This is a genomic window from Chryseobacterium geocarposphaerae (assembly GCF_002797535.1).
Classification (GTDB): Bacteria; Bacteroidota; Bacteroidia; order Flavobacteriales; family Weeksellaceae; genus Chryseobacterium; species Chryseobacterium geocarposphaerae.
Window position 1 is genome coordinate 2,361,310 of record NZ_PGFD01000001.1, and the last position, 14,977, is coordinate 2,376,286.

General features: G+C 36.0%; 12 protein-coding genes and 1 tRNA gene. 1 reads left to right on the forward strand and 12 read right to left on the reverse strand.

Annotated elements, in window-relative coordinates:
• Positions 1-18: 18 nt before the first annotated feature.
• The 11 genes from rplA to tuf form a co-directional block, all read right to left on the reverse strand.
• Positions 19-711, reverse strand: coding sequence for a 50S ribosomal protein L1 (rplA, locus tag CLV73_RS10520; RefSeq protein ID WP_100075647.1), 693 nt, complete (start codon positions 709-711; stop codon positions 19-21).
• Positions 712-725: 14 nt separating this feature from the next.
• A complete protein-coding gene (gene rplK / locus CLV73_RS10525; protein ID WP_027375531.1) occupies positions 726-1,172 on the reverse strand; it encodes a 50S ribosomal protein L11 in 447 nt (148 codons plus the stop codon).
• 167 nt (positions 1,173-1,339) lie between these two features.
• On the reverse strand, positions 1,340-2,602 hold the full coding sequence (locus tag CLV73_RS10530; protein ID WP_100376768.1) for a hypothetical protein: 1,263 nt from the start codon (positions 2,600-2,602) through the stop codon (positions 1,340-1,342).
• Positions 2,603-2,681: 79 nt separating this feature from the next.
• Positions 2,682-3,350, reverse strand: coding sequence for a hypothetical protein (locus tag CLV73_RS10535; RefSeq protein ID WP_100376769.1), 669 nt, complete (start codon positions 3,348-3,350; stop codon positions 2,682-2,684).
• Positions 3,351-3,357: 7 nt separating this feature from the next.
• The gene (locus tag CLV73_RS10540) at positions 3,358-4,005 is read right to left on the reverse strand and encodes a hypothetical protein (RefSeq protein WP_100376770.1); all 648 of its coding nucleotides are present in this window, start codon (positions 4,003-4,005) and stop codon (positions 3,358-3,360) included.
• Between the two features lie 17 nt (positions 4,006-4,022).
• Positions 4,023-4,643: a hypothetical protein gene (locus tag CLV73_RS10545; RefSeq protein ID WP_100376771.1), complete on the reverse strand. Its 621-nt coding sequence runs from the start codon at positions 4,641-4,643 to the stop codon at positions 4,023-4,025.
• A 485-nt stretch (positions 4,644-5,128) separates the two neighbouring features.
• On the reverse strand, positions 5,129-7,720 hold the full coding sequence (locus CLV73_RS10550) for a T9SS type A sorting domain-containing protein (RefSeq protein WP_100376772.1): 2,592 nt from the start codon (positions 7,718-7,720) through the stop codon (positions 5,129-5,131).
• A gap of 108 nt (positions 7,721-7,828) precedes the next feature.
• Positions 7,829-8,371 carry a transcription termination/antitermination protein NusG gene (gene nusG / locus CLV73_RS10555; protein WP_100376773.1) on the reverse strand — a complete coding sequence of 181 codons (543 nt, stop codon included), beginning with the start codon at positions 8,369-8,371 and terminating at the stop codon, positions 7,829-7,831.
• A 21-nt stretch (positions 8,372-8,392) separates the two neighbouring features.
• A complete protein-coding gene (gene secE / locus CLV73_RS10560) occupies positions 8,393-8,599 on the reverse strand; it encodes a preprotein translocase subunit SecE (protein WP_100376774.1) in 207 nt (68 codons plus the stop codon).
• Between the two features lie 12 nt (positions 8,600-8,611).
• A tRNA-Trp gene (locus CLV73_RS10565) sits at positions 8,612-8,682 on the reverse strand.
• 53 nt (positions 8,683-8,735) lie between these two features.
• Positions 8,736-9,941: an elongation factor Tu gene (tuf, locus tag CLV73_RS10570; RefSeq protein WP_100376775.1), complete on the reverse strand. Its 1,206-nt coding sequence runs from the start codon at positions 9,939-9,941 to the stop codon at positions 8,736-8,738.
• Between the two features lie 313 nt (positions 9,942-10,254).
• Here tuf and CLV73_RS10575 point away from each other — a divergent pair, with 313 nt between their 5' ends.
• Entirely contained in the window at positions 10,255-11,757 is a 1,503-nt protein-coding gene (locus CLV73_RS10575; protein ID WP_100376776.1) for a DUF4394 domain-containing protein, read from the forward strand.
• A gap of 84 nt (positions 11,758-11,841) precedes the next feature.
• On the opposite strand, the gene CLV73_RS10580 is transcribed toward CLV73_RS10575, so the two are convergent.
• Positions 11,842-14,940 carry an efflux RND transporter permease subunit gene (locus tag CLV73_RS10580; RefSeq protein WP_100376777.1) on the reverse strand — a complete coding sequence of 1,033 codons (3,099 nt, stop codon included), beginning with the start codon at positions 14,938-14,940 and terminating at the stop codon, positions 11,842-11,844.
• Between the last annotated feature and the right edge of the window lie 37 nt (positions 14,941-14,977).

Sequence of the window (14,977 nt, forward strand, 5' to 3'; positions counted from 1 at the left end):
TGTCTTAAGGATTTATTATTAGTTAACAGATTTAGTATCAATTGCAATACCCGGACTCATTGTAGAAGACAAATAGATAGACTTCACATAAGTTCCTTTAGCAGCAGTTGGTTTCATTTTAATCAAAGTAGAGATCAATTCCTGAGCATTTTCCTTGATTTTAGCAGCATCGAAAGATACTTTACCAATACCAGCGTGGATAATACCGTATTTATCAACTTTGAAGTCAATTTTACCTGCTTTTACTTCAGTTACTGCTTTACCAATTTCCATAGTTACAGTTCCTGATTTAGGGTTTGGCATTAAACCTCTTGGTCCTAATACTCTACCCAATGGTCCTAATTTACCCATTACAGCTGGCATCGTAACGATAACGTCAACATCCGTCCAACCTTCTTTGATTTTTTGTAAATATTCATCAAGACCTACATAGTCAGCACCAGCTTCTTTAGCTTCTGCTTCTTTATCTGGAGTTACTAAAGCCAAAACTTTAACATCTTTACCAGTTCCGTGAGGAAGAGATACAACACCTCTTACCATTTGGTTAGCTTTTCTTGGATCTACCCCTAATCTTACAGCGATGTCTACAGAAGCATCAAACTTTGCAGTGTTTACTTCTTTTACAAGAGCTGAACCTTCTTCAAGGTTATAGATTCTTCCTTTTTCTACTTTGCTTAAAGCTTCCTTTTGCTTTTTTGTTAATTTTGCCATTTCTTCTTTAAGTATTAAGCGTTAAAAGTTGGTTTAGTTCCTGTTACTCTTAATCCCATAGATCTTGCAGTACCTGCAACCATAGAAACAGCTGAATCCATTGTAAAGCAGTTAAGGTCCGCCATTTTATCTTCAGCGATTTTTTTCACTTGATCCCAAGATACAGAACCTACTTTGTTTCTGTTTGGTTCTCCAGAACCACCCTTGATTTTAGCCGCATCCATTAACTGGATTGCTGCAGGAGGAGTTTTGATAACGAATTCAAAAGATTTGTCTTCGTATACTGTAATTACTACAGGTAAAACTTGTCCTGGCTTATCTTGAGTTCTTCCGTTAAATTGCTTACAAAACTCCATGATGTTCACACCCGCAGAACCCAATGCTGGACCTACTGGTGGAGAAGGGTTAGCTGCGCCACCTTTCACCTGAAGCTTTACCATTTTAAAGACTTTTTTAGCCATTTTTTGTTTTTTAAGTTTGAATAATTAATGAGTTTGGAAGCATTTATTATTCAGCAGGTTATCTATTCTCACCTTAGACAATCCTACTTTTCGGACTGCAAAATTATAAAATATTTTTGAAATAGCAAACCGAATCAGCTGATTTTTAGAAAGTATTATATTTTTTTCTAAATACTAAGTCTATCTTTTGGATTGAACTTCTTATTTGATACAAAATATTTATGAAATAAAAAAAGCGAGATTACAGAAGTTTCTATCCATTCAAAATCCAATTTAAAACGAATGTTCGCAGCATGTCCTATTAAATACGGAAATGTAAATCCTACAAATAGAATACAGCAAAAAAGAAATATTTTTTTATTGTTCCTGAAAAAATAGATCATGCTTATTAATAATAATAAATTAATGAAAATAACGTATAATTTACGCCCAATAAGAATAGACAGACTATTATTATCAAAATATGTTTTGGGAACAAACCATAAGCTAATAAAGTTATTGAATCCTTTTTTAATGAAAGCAAAACTGTCTTTTCTTACAATTTTCAAGACCTCTTCCTTATAAATTTTCTCATTGATAAATTCATTATGGGCTGCCGTTTTTTTAAAGACAGTCTTCTTTTCTTCTTGTGTTAGAAAATGATTATCCGGTAATATCTGATAGTCAGGAATGTAACCAAAAAAAACGTTTTGCCAAAAAGGAGACTTACTGATGATTACCTTATCAAAAGTAGTATAGTTTCTAATTACCCAGGGAGAATACGCAAGTACAGCAATACAGGCAACAGTGAAAATATCTTTTAAAGAACGTTTTTTATAATATATTAAAAATAAAGCCATCACTCCCATGATGGGAACAGCTACCACCTGCGTTAAAGCAACCAAAGCCGTGATCACAGAAAAAATTATGATCTTATTAAAGCTAATATAAGTCTGAGTCCAGCATATAGAATACCCATAAAGCCAAACAGCAAAAAGCAGAATAAATAGATTAGTAGCCTCTAAAACATTAGAATAATAAAAATAAGCGGGCGAAAAAATAAAAAAATATGCAGATAGAAAACCAACTGTCTTTAGATTAAAATTTTCGAATATTTTAATAATTATTACGGGAATAATAAAGTAAAAAATATGCTGAGCAATAATGATAAATTTAGCAGCATTCAGGAGTCCGAAACATTTCATAAAAAAACACAGAAACAAAGGATATAAGGGAAGTTTATAGGCCGAGCTTCCAAATTTGTAGTTCCATGAGTAGATTTCAAGAGTGGCTAAATTCCTGGCAATACTCCAATCTTCAAACCATTCTGCTTGAAAGTTATTATATGCTGAAAAAACGATTTTAGCAACGAAAATAAGAATGTTAAAAACAAGAAAAGATTTCCAATTAAGAAAAAAATCTGTTATCCGTATTTTTGAAATATTGAACATGTAAAAATTTCTAGAAACAAAAATAAAAAAAGCTATTTACTTCTAAATAGCCTTTTATATATTTGACAGGAAAAATCTGTTAAAAACCTGATGGTTTATTTATCGTTTGCGTAGAACCATCATTTCCTCCAAGATCAGCATTGATATCACTGATGTTTTGCTTTTCAATCAATCTTTTATATGCCATCAGATACAGATCAACGGTAAAATTATTATAAGTTCTTGATGGAATGGGTGAATTCGTCGCAATAATTCTGCTGTCTGTAAATTGCGCTTTGATATGCCATGTTCCATTACTTTTGAATGCAACAACATCAGGAGATCCCTGCCTGTTATCATTGATACCGTTATCTCCGTAGTCAAGCATTACACTGGTAGTTCCGTCATTCAGCTTGAATGAGTAGTTATGAAGCACAACAAGAAAATTGTTGGCATCTATCTTTGTGTCATAATCTGCAATTCCTGTACCCGGAACTCCGGTAAGAGTAAGTTTAAGATAATTAAATAATCCACTACTTTCCAAAGCAGGGTCATACAACTGTAAAGCATTTTCTGAAGTTGCCAGAAAGCTACCTCCTGACATAGTAGGTTCTCCCGGGTTTCTCAGATATAAAGAATTGGTATATGTTTTACCATTAACATCAAGTGTTTCTGTAGGGTTTGTGGTATTTATCCCTACTTTTCCCTGCTGGGCATTCATAAGCAATCCCAGACACATGATTATCGTGATATAAATTTTTCTTTTCATAGTTTTCTTATTGAAGTCCTAGAGGTGTATTGGTTGAAACTCCTGAATAACCAGGTGAAGCTGATGCCGAAACAGAACCATTGAAAGTTCCCCAATCTTTAACTAATGACTTTTCAAAGACAGTTAAAGAAAGTGTCCAGGTTCCGTTTTGAGATGAAACAGTTCCTGCCCCTTTAAAAGCCAAATTAATGGCATGGTAGCTTTTCCCACCACTCGTTACCTGTGTAATTTCTGTGGAATAAGATCCAAATGATTTCGGATTTGTAGTCGTATTTGCCGCAGAAACCGCTCCTGTAAAAACAGCACCTGTAATAGCCACAACATATTTACTCGCATCTAATCCTGTATTCAGATTCACAACTTCGTCCTGTTTCACATTTTTCAATACAACATTATACATATTTACAGGCGCTACATTACGAAGCGATATATCCAGCAGCTTAACTTTTCCTATCGGTGAACTGTCTTTTGAACGGGTAATAAGGAGATAATTCCCTCCCGCTTTCGTATTCTCAGTATCTATTAAATAAGACTCTACCAACGTTTCCCCTTCTACATCAAGAGTTCCCTTTGGTGTTTTGGTATTAATTCCCACTTGGGCATGCACGCCTAAGGCAGCAAAACCCGTAAAGAGGATTGCAATAATTTTTTTCATCGTTTTGTTTTATTTTTTTACTGAATTAATGGAGCAGAAGCAGCACCTGTTCCTAAAGAATTAAGGTTTTGTGTTGTATTGAAATCTTTGGCATATGATCTGTCAAACACCAACAGGTTCAGTGTCCAGATTCCCGTTGGAAGTGATGAATCCGGAGCGAATCCATGATAATCTGCTTTCAATTTCCATGTTCCTCCTGAAGAATAAGCAAAAATCTGGGGCACGGGAGTAAGCCAGTTAGCAGAAAACGTTCTTGTAGGCTGTGTAAAACCAAAAGAAGAGATTACCACCAAAAACTTGCTGGAATTAATCTTTGTATCAAATTGGTTTACCCAATCCTTGTCTGCAGGATCACAGGTTATTTTAAACTGAATAAGGTTAATGGGTGCCGGTGAATTAGGCACGAAAGAATCATTATACGCAGTAATTTTGTTTTCCGGAGCCGGAGATTTGATAATGAAAGTGTAGTTCTCATCCGCTCCCAATTTTTCCATAGGCTGTTTAAAAACAATTCCTGATGTCTTCATCGTACCATTCACGGTAAGTTCTTTTTCCGGCGTAGTAGTGTTGATTCCAACCTGCGCACTCATAAGTACTGATGCACTCACCAGAGTGATCATAAAAATAATTTTTTTCATTGAAATGTGTTTTTATAAGACTTGTGTTTTTTAACTATTCCGTATTTTATATTTTAATTAAAACATATAGAAATTCTTCTATAACTGCAAATAGCGTATTAAAAAGAATATAAATTTGGGATTAGTTAATAACTTAATTACAAGAAGCATGCCATTCAAGTTAAATTAAATTATTCAAAAAAAATCAGGACAGAGATAATACAAGCACTAACCGGTGATAAATTATTAATCAAAATATTATTTAGAAACAGTAAACAGAGTTTCTCATATTGAAACATCAGTAGAATAAACTAAAAATTTTACCAACAGGGAAAAAATATGGAAATCCTATTTCAATATTCTATTAAGGATTAATAAACCTTTTAGTTTGCTGTCAAAATAGTCATATATCCAAAAGACTGCTTAATAGCAGTCTTTTATATTTTATCTATAAATTTAATCATACTTTTTTACTCATATAAAATTAATTGCAGAGTAATAGAACTTTATTTTTTGATAAATTTTTCATTAATAATTCCATTTTTGGTTTCAATTTTCAAATGATATACGCCAGCTGGAATAGACTTAAGATTAATCGTTTTTACACCTTTTTCAATCTTTAAAACCTTTTGCCCCGAACTACTATAAATTGAAATTGATATGATGTCTTCGTCAGCTTTTATATTAATCACATCTCTAGCCGGATTGGGATAAACTTTAACTGTTTTTTTATCATTTATAGATACTCGTAATGGATTATCTTTTCTAGAAAGTATTGGGTCAAATGGATCAATTGGATGGGATGTTCTTGGAGTTAATCTAATCATTACTCCTTCCCCTGGAGTAAGCTCCGGAATAGTTATTGTCGTCGTATTCGACGATGCATTGTATTGTTGCGGTAATGTCGAAAAAAGATTATTCCCTGAAGTATATGTATCAATCCGTGGAGAAATATAAGCTCTGTAATTATTTCCCTCTATGCTAAGTACAATTGAGGATGCAGTAGAGTTCAGGTCTTTATTCATTACCCAGACATAATATTCCATAGAGTTTATACCAACTTTAGAAAATAGACCTAATAATACATTATTATTACTAACTGTTTTAATTATTCCTGTACTATTTGAGTCCACTAGCTCATCAATACCAAACGGGCGTCCCTGATTCATGTAAGTATCACTTTTATGTAATGTGGTAATATAATCAGAAGTCATGATAATTGGTCCAACTATTTCTTTTAAATATTTATTAACTTTTTGAACAGACGAATAGGTTGAAGAATATTCTTCTATTCCATTCATGTATGACCAATATAATAATCCTTTTGCCCCATATGCAATAGCACTCGAAGTAATAAATTTAAGTTTGGGTTCATAAGGAAGTGTCGTAAAATTCCCATATATTCCATTATGGGATTGGACAACAAACCAAAAAGGTCTTAAAGGCCCTATCTTATCCTTAAAAGCTTTCATATTGTAGAAAAAATCTGTTCTAAAAGGTTCGTCATTTTTCAAAGGATAGTGATCATAAGAAACAAAGTTGGTTTCATTATCATTGATATACATATTCAGATAATCTTCATATTCCGCGTCATTTTGTGGAGCGCCCCAATATCTAGGGAATAGATTATAATAAAGAGGTTTCTCCTGAAAATTTGATTTAAAGAAGGTTGTCCATTTATTAACATTATTATAGCTAGTAAAACCCGGTTCATCACCCAAGAAAAACCCCATAACAGCGGCATCTAATCCCGTAGGAAGATTATATTTAAAACGATTTAACAGTTCTTGCTTATAATCTGGCAGTCCATCAGGATCCTTATAACTAGCAATATTATGTCCTGTTAAAAGCACCTTAAGCGATTTTTGTTTAGCCAATTCTAAATAAGCATATATTTTGGCATAATTATTAGGGCTAAACATAATAGTTGGTGATACTAGAAAATCAATATAAGCATCTTTTACTTTTTGAAATTTGAGCAAATCACCATAATAATAGGGAAGAGTAGATCCCAGCAAATAATGATAATCTGTATGATCACCTAATATGGACTCACAATCCCACCCTCCAAAGCCTGAGGTGGATTTATCTATTAACCATCTCCCCGTCTCAGTTGACTTTATACTTAAATCACTTGCACCATCGCCGTCGTAATCAGCAGTAATCGGATATGCGTCTGCATCACCATATTGATTATAAACATCTATAAAATCTCCAAATCCATTATTAGGAAGACTAAGGTTAGCATAATCAATATTCCATTTCTCATCAACTTTTACAGCAATATCCGTTAAACCGTCACCATTATAATCTCCAGGAACGGGCACAGCATCAGCAAGCCATGTAGTTTGCACAACAGTTTCCCAACCTCCGAATCCGTTGTTTGGAGCATTGGGAACAGCATAATCTATAAGCCATCCTCCATTATCTGTCTTAACGGAAAGATCTGTTAAACCATCTCCGTTATAGTCCCCAGGAACAGGATGAGCATCTGGGCCGCCATATTGAGAGAATATCAAATCCCAAGAACCAAATCCATTATTTGTTGCAGTAGGATCTGCAAAATCAATTTTCCAAAACCCATCATCTGTTTTAACAGCCATATCCATTATAGAATCGTTATTGTAATATCCTGGGACAGGATGAGAATCTGTACCTCCATAAATAGTACTGTTAAGATTAAGATCCCAGCCTCCAAGTCCATTGTTAGCCAAATCAATAAGCCATAATCCAGAATCCGTTTTTACCGCAAGATCTGTTAAACCATCTCCATCATAATCACCAGGAACCGGTATTGCATCATCTCCTCCATACTCAGCATAAATTTTATCCCAAGAACCAAATCCGTTATTTGGTGTATTAGGATCCGCATAATCTATAAGCCAATACCCTCCTGAAGTCTTTACACTTATATCCGCATAATTATCATTATTGTAATCTGCAGGTACAGCTCTAAAATTTGCTTTCATAATAGGAGGATCAAAAATTCCAATTTGAAAATCTACGTCCTGTAATTGACCAAAAGACTTATTTGATAAAATAATTAGTATGAAGAAGCCCCAAAAAGAAAGCTTGGAACAAGAGTATTTTGTTTTCATGGTATTATATTTTGTTTTTAAATATAATAAAATTAATAATCATTACATAGTATTAAAAATAAAAAACCGTTCAAATATTGAACGGTTTTTAAAATATGTATTTAAGTATTAAACCTTTTCTACTTGCATATAGCTAAGTTCCATTGGAGTTTTTCTACCAAAGATAAGAACGGAAACTTCAATTTTCTTTTTATCTTCAAGAATTTTCTCCACAGTTCCGTTGAATCCGTTGAATGGTCCGTCAATTACTTTAACGTTTTCACCCACTACATAAGGAATTTCAACATCGCTAGCAAATTCTGACAATTCATCCATTCTTCCAAGCATTCTGTTAACTTCAGACTTTCTCATTGGAACAGGATCTCCTCCTTTTGTTAAGCTTAAGAAAGAAATAACTCCAGGAATGTTCTTAATAATGTGAGGAATCTCTCCCATCAGATCAGCTTCAATCATTAAGTATCCAGGATAATAAGGTCTTTCTTTAGGAACTTTTTTTCCGTTTCTAATTTGAATAACCTTTTCCATAGGAATAACCACTTGAGTTACATACTGCTCAAACCCTAAACGCTTGATTTCTGTCTCAATATAGTTTTTCACTTTATTTTCCTGTCCGCTGATTGCTTTCAGCACATACCATTTCAATTCGCTCATTGTGGGAAAATACTTTTATTATTAATTGAACAAGTTGATTAGCATTCCTATTATGTTGCTGATTGCTTTAGAAAACAATTCATCAACCCCAAAGGTAAATAATGCCAAAATAACTGTCGCAATAGTTACTACTACTGTAGAGGATTGCAGATCAGCCCACTTTGGCCATTCAACTTTATGTCTGAATTCGTTATAAGAACCTTTTAAAAAATCGATAAATGAACTCATAATTGTTATTTGCACGGGCACAAGGATTCGAACCCTGATCAACGGTTTTGGAGACCGGTATCCTACCATTGGACGATGCCCGTAGTTAAAAAAGCTTCCGATTGTTTCCTTTCGGAAGCTTTAATATTTTAGATAATTATTCTAAGATTTCAGTAACCTGACCAGCACCAACTGTTCTACCTCCTTCTCTGATCGCGAATCTAAGACCCTCGTTAAGAGCGATTGGTTGTAACAATTCTACAGTGATTGTTAAGTTATCACCAGGCATTACCATTTCTACACCTTCTGGTAAGAAGATTTCACCTGTAACGTCAGTAGTTCTTACATAGAACTGAGGACGGTATTTGTTGTGGAATGGAGTGTGACGTCCACCTTCTTCTTTAGAAAGGATATAAACCTCAGCTTTGAATTTTTTGTGTGGTTTAACAGAATCTTTCTTAGCGATAACCATACCTCTCTTGATGTCAGTTTTTTCAATACCTCTCAACAATAGACCTACGTTATCACCAGCTTCACCTCTGTCTAGGATTTTTCTGAACATCTCAACCCCTGTAATTGTAGAAGTTAATTTTTCATCACCCATACCAACGATATCAACCGGATCACCAGTGTTGATAACACCAGACTCGATTCTACCAGTTGCTACAGTACCTCTACCTGTAATAGAGAATACGTCTTCGATTGGCATCAAGAATGGTTTATCCTGATCTCTTACCGGTTGCTCGATCCAAGTATCAACAGCATCCATTAATTCTTCTACAGTCTTGAACCACTTATCATCAGAGTTACCTTCAGTAGCTGCAGTAAGTGCACCAAGAGCAGAACCTTGGATTACTGGAGAGTTATCTCCATCATATTCGTAAGTAGATAAAAGATCTCTAAGTTCAAGCTCAACAAGCTCTAATAACTCAGCATCATCTACCATATCAACTTTGTTCATGAACACAACGATTCTAGGTACGTTTACCTGACGGCAAAGTAGGATGTGTTCTCTAGTTTGAGGCATTGGTCCATCAGTTGCAGCACATACTAAGATAGCTCCATCCATCTGAGCAGCACCAGTTACCATGTTCTTTACGTAATCCGCGTGACCTGGACAGTCAACGTGAGCATAGTGTCTGTTAGCAGTTTCGTACTCGATGTGAGCAGTATTAATAGTGATACCTCTTTCTTTTTCTTCTGGAGCAGAGTCAATCGCAGAGAAGTCTTTTTTCTCAGCAAGACCTTTGCTAGCTAATACAGCAGAAATAGCAGCTGTAAGAGTAGTTTTACCATGGTCAACGTGACCAATAGTACCAATGTTCAAGTGTGGTTTGTTACGATTAAACGTTTCCTTTGCCATGATTTAAAATTATTTATTTATTGTTTTTCAAATTTTCGGTGTGCAAATATAATGAATTTTTACATACCAAAACCTTTTTATCAAAAAAAGTTTTAATATTTAAATCTCATGAACTACAAACCGTATATTTCGAAGTATTGAGACTGCAAATTTACACATTTTTCTCAATTGAAAAAATTCGGAAAACTCTTTTATTAAAAATCTAAACTATCTCATTAATTATGAATGAAATAATTTAGAAATAATCATCTCGGTAAATCCAGGCTGATTCTTTTCTCGTAAATAAAAAAACAACCTATTAAAAATTAATATTATGAGAAAATTACTACATTTATGTACCGTACTGTTCAGCGTTTCCATTTTATTTTCATGTAATGATTCTGAAAACATGATGTCTCCCATAGAAATGCCTGTACAAGGACCAGACCTTATGGCATACGGACTTACATCGAGTAACGAACTGGTGTCTTTTAATTCCAACAATCCCAAAGTGTTTATTTCCAAAACATCAGTAACCGGTGTAGCTTCAGGAGAAAAACTGATGAGTATCGATTTCAGACCTGCAACAGGAGAGCTTTACGCTTTATCCAGCGCAAGCAAACTATACATCATCAATACTTCTAATGCTTCTGCAAGAGCGGTAAGCACTACTGTATTTTCACCCGCAGTTTCAGGTACCATTGCTTCTATCGATTTTAATCCTACTGTGGACAGAATTCGCTTAGTAAGCAATACCGGGCAAAATTTAAGACTTCATCCCGAAACAGGAGCAGTTGCTGCTACCGACGTGAATATCAATGGAGGCGGAACCCCTTCCGTAGCAGGAATAGCTTATACTAACAGTAAATCCGGAGCTTCAAGCACTGTTTTGTATGATATTGATATGGCTTCAGGAAAATTATTTAAGCAAGATCCTCCCAATAATGGTACATTGGTAGAAGTAGGAAGCTTGGGAACTACTTTTACAGGACAGGCGGCTTTTGATATCAAATATGACAATAGTGTGGCCTTATTAGCTTTAAATAGTAATTTACATGTATTAGATCTGAACACTGGTAAAGCCACCGCTGTCGGAATGTTGCAGCAGCCAATCATTGATCTTGCTATTCCTACAGAACCCGTTGCTTATGCAGTGGATAATTCGAATAATCTGCAGATCTTCAATCCTAATAATCCGATGCCAGTTTCAAAAGCAATTTCAGGACTTCAAAGTGGTGAAAATATTCTGGGAATAGATTTCAGACCTGCCAACGGACAGCTTTACGCTTTAGGAAGCTCAAGCAGACTATATACAATTAATTTAGGAACCGGAGCTGCAACAGCCGTGGGAACTTCGCCTTTTGCAACGTTATTGGCAGGAACAGATTTCGGATTTGACTTCAATCCTACAGTGGATAAAATAAGAGTTGTCAGCAACACTGGGCAGAATTTACGCCTGGATCCCGTAACAGGCGGAATTACCGCAGTAGACAGCGTTCTTAACCCCGGAAGCCCTATGATCGGAGCAGCAGCCTACACCAACAATTTTGCAGGAGCTACTTCAACAACGTTGTTTGTAATTGATCATAATACCGATAAATTATATCAACAAAACCCACCCAATAACGGCACTTTGGTAGAAACAGGCTCTTTGGGCATCAATATTACCAACGCCAATGGTTTCGACATCGGAAGCATGAGCCAAAAAGCTTATTTACTTGCAACAGCAGGAAGCACAACAAAAATTTACAGCATTAATACTTCAACGGGAGCAGCAACATCAGTTTCTGATTTTCCGAATGCCGTGAGAGGTTTCACAGTGGGATTAGGATTCTAAACTCATAATATTTTATTTCAATAAGGAAGGGCGGAAAACAAAGTTTTCCGCCCTTTTGGTCAATATAATATAAATGAAAGAAAGTTAGATTTGCTGCGATTTTTTTGTTCTGTTGAAGATCCAGAAAATAATTGGGAAAATTAATAAGGTTAAAACCGTTGCTGTAATTAATCCGCCAATAATTACAATCGCCAATGGCTTCTGAGACTCTGAACCGATACCTGTTGACAATGCTGCAGGCATTAATCCGATTGATGCCATTAAAGCTGTCATGATTACGGGACGTGTCCTGGATTTTACTCCGTTCAATATAGATTCATCAAGACTCAGCCCACTCTTAACATTATGGTGAAATTCCGTAATCAGAATCACTCCGTTTTGGATACAGATCCCGAGAAGAGCAATCATTCCTACTCCGGCAGAGATTCCAAAGTTAATTCCTGTTATATGGAGCGCGATAATCCCGCCAATTAAAGTAAATGGTACATTGGCCAATACCAAAAGGGAATCTTTCATATTTCCGAAAAGGATGAATAGCAGGAAGAAAATTCCTAAAATACTGATCGGAACTACCTGTGTAAGACGTTTTGAAGCTCTCTGCTGATTTTCAAACTGCCCCGTCCATCCTATTGAATAGCCATCCGGAAGCTCAATCTTAGCAACCTTTTTCTGGGCATCTGCAATTGTACTTCCCAAATCGCGGTCACGGATAGAGAATTTCACTCCAATATATCTCTTAATATCATCACGATAAATAAATGCTGCTCCGTTATCTTTAACAATGGTACTGATCTCTTTTAAAGGAATTTTGGTACCATCCTGCGTAGGAACCATCAGTGCTGCAATATCATTTTCATCTTTTCTGTACTCCTGTGAGTAACGAAGACGGATGGGAAACTTTCTTTCTCCATCGAACATTTCTGAAGCCGTTTTTCCACCAAAAGCCATTTCCAAAACCGCCTGTGCATCTGCAGGCATTACTCCGTAAGCTGCCATTTTATCCCTATCAAGAACAACACTTACTTCCGGCTGACCAATATTTTTAATGATTCCCGGATCTTTTACACCGTCTACATCTTTGATTTGTTTTAAAACTTCTTCCGCCAATCTGTCCAGTGTTTCCAAATTGTCACCATAAATTTTAATCCCGTTTTCTGCTTTGAAACCTGCCACCGCTTCGGCAACGTTGTCGGAAATCGGCTGGGAATAGTTAAAAGTAATTCCCTGATAGTTTCTTAGCTTTTTATCGATTTCTTCAATTAATTCTTCATAAGTGATTTTTCTGTTCCACTCTTCTTTAGGCTTAAGATTTACTGCAAACTGTACGAATCCGAAACCATTCGGGTCAGTTCCGTCATTACTTCGTCCTGTTTGTGCCAAAACATCCGTCACCTCAGGAAAGCTCATGATATCCTTTTTAAGAAGATCTGCAGTTTTTAAAGACTCTTTTAAGGATGAACTCATCGGCATTTCTGCAGTAATCCAGAGCGAACCTTCATTTAACTGAGGTAAAAATTCCGTTCCTAAGAATTTACCTGAGAATAAGGTTACTGCTAAAAATGAAATGGCTACAATCAAGCTCATTCTTTTATGTTTAAAAGTATAATTGAAGCCTTTTAAAACAATTCTGTCCCAGAAATTTACAAAAGGGTTATTCTTTTCTTTAACATTCTTATTTAAAAGGATATGCGAAAGAACCGGTACCAACGTTAGGGTGAAAATCAAAGCCCCCATCAAAGCAAAACCTAAAGTAAAAGCCAATGGTGAGAACATTTTTCCTTCCACCTTCTGAAATGAGAAGATCGGAATTAAGGAAGTAATAATAATTAATTTCGAAAAGAAAATTGCTTTCCCCAATCCGGTTCCGGTTTGTTTGATCCAGCCTCCTTTGGCCAATTTATTGAAACGTTCTTCTCCGTATTTATGAGCTTTATGATCGAGCATTACAAAGAGTCCTTCTACCATGACGACGGCTCCGTCAATGATGATCCCGAAATCTACCGCACCCAGCGAAAGTAAGTTTGCACTCATTCCCGCAAGCTTTAAACATAAAAATGCAAATAACAGAGATAACGGAATAATAATGGAAACAATTAAAGTTGTTCTCCAGTCAGCCATGAAGATCAAAACGATCACGGTCACCAAAACAATTCCTTCAATAAGGTTGTGCATTACGGTATGCGTAGTGAAATCCATCAGATTATCACGGTCGTAGAAAGTGACCATTTTTACATCTTTCGGAAGGATTTTTTCGTTGAGTTCTTTAATTTTAGCTTTTACTCCCACTAATACTTCGCGCGGATTCTCGCCTTTTCGCATCACCACAATTCCTTCAACGGTATCTTCGTGATTATTCAATCCTGCCTGTCCAACTCTAGGCATCGAGCTTTCGTGAACTTCGGCCACATTTTTTACCAGGACCGGGTTTCCGCTGTCGTTTTGTATCGTGATATTTCCGATATCAGCGACAGATTTCACCAGACCAATTCCCCGAACTACATAAGCCTGTCCGTTTTTTTCGATCACATCTCCACCAACATTTAAATTGCTTTTTGTGACAGCATCATACACCTGAAGCGGCGTCAGATTGTATTTATCCAAAGCTCTCGGATCAATACTCAATTCAAAAACTTTATCCTGGCCACCGAATACATTGATATCTGCAACTCCCGGAACACCCCGTAAAGCCCGGTCGATTACCCAGCTTTGCAAGGTTAATAATTCGCGGGAATCTTTCTTCTTGCTTTCCAAGGTATATCGGAAAATTTCTCCGGTTGGTCCGTAAGGAGGCTGAACTTCCGGATCTACCTCATCCGGAAGGCTTACCGTTCGTAATTGATTGTTCACCTGATTTCGGGCAAAAGTATCATCTACACCATCGTCAAAAAGGATTTTAACAATGGAAAGTCCAAACATCGTGGTACTTCTCACACTCGTTTTCTTCTGAACGGGGCTCATCGCCAATTCGATGGGGGTCGTCACGAAACGCTCTACTTCCTCCGCACTTCGCCCATTCCATTGAGTAATGATAACAATCTGGGTATTGGTAACGTCCGGAAAAGCTTCAATAGGCATATTTTTGAAACTTATAAATCCCGCAACCGCCAAAACCGCGACCCAAATAAAGGTAAACGCTTTATTCTTCAACGAAAAAGCAATTATATTTTTAATGAATTTATTCATGATGGATTTTTTGATGATGTTTTTTAACGCAAAGTCC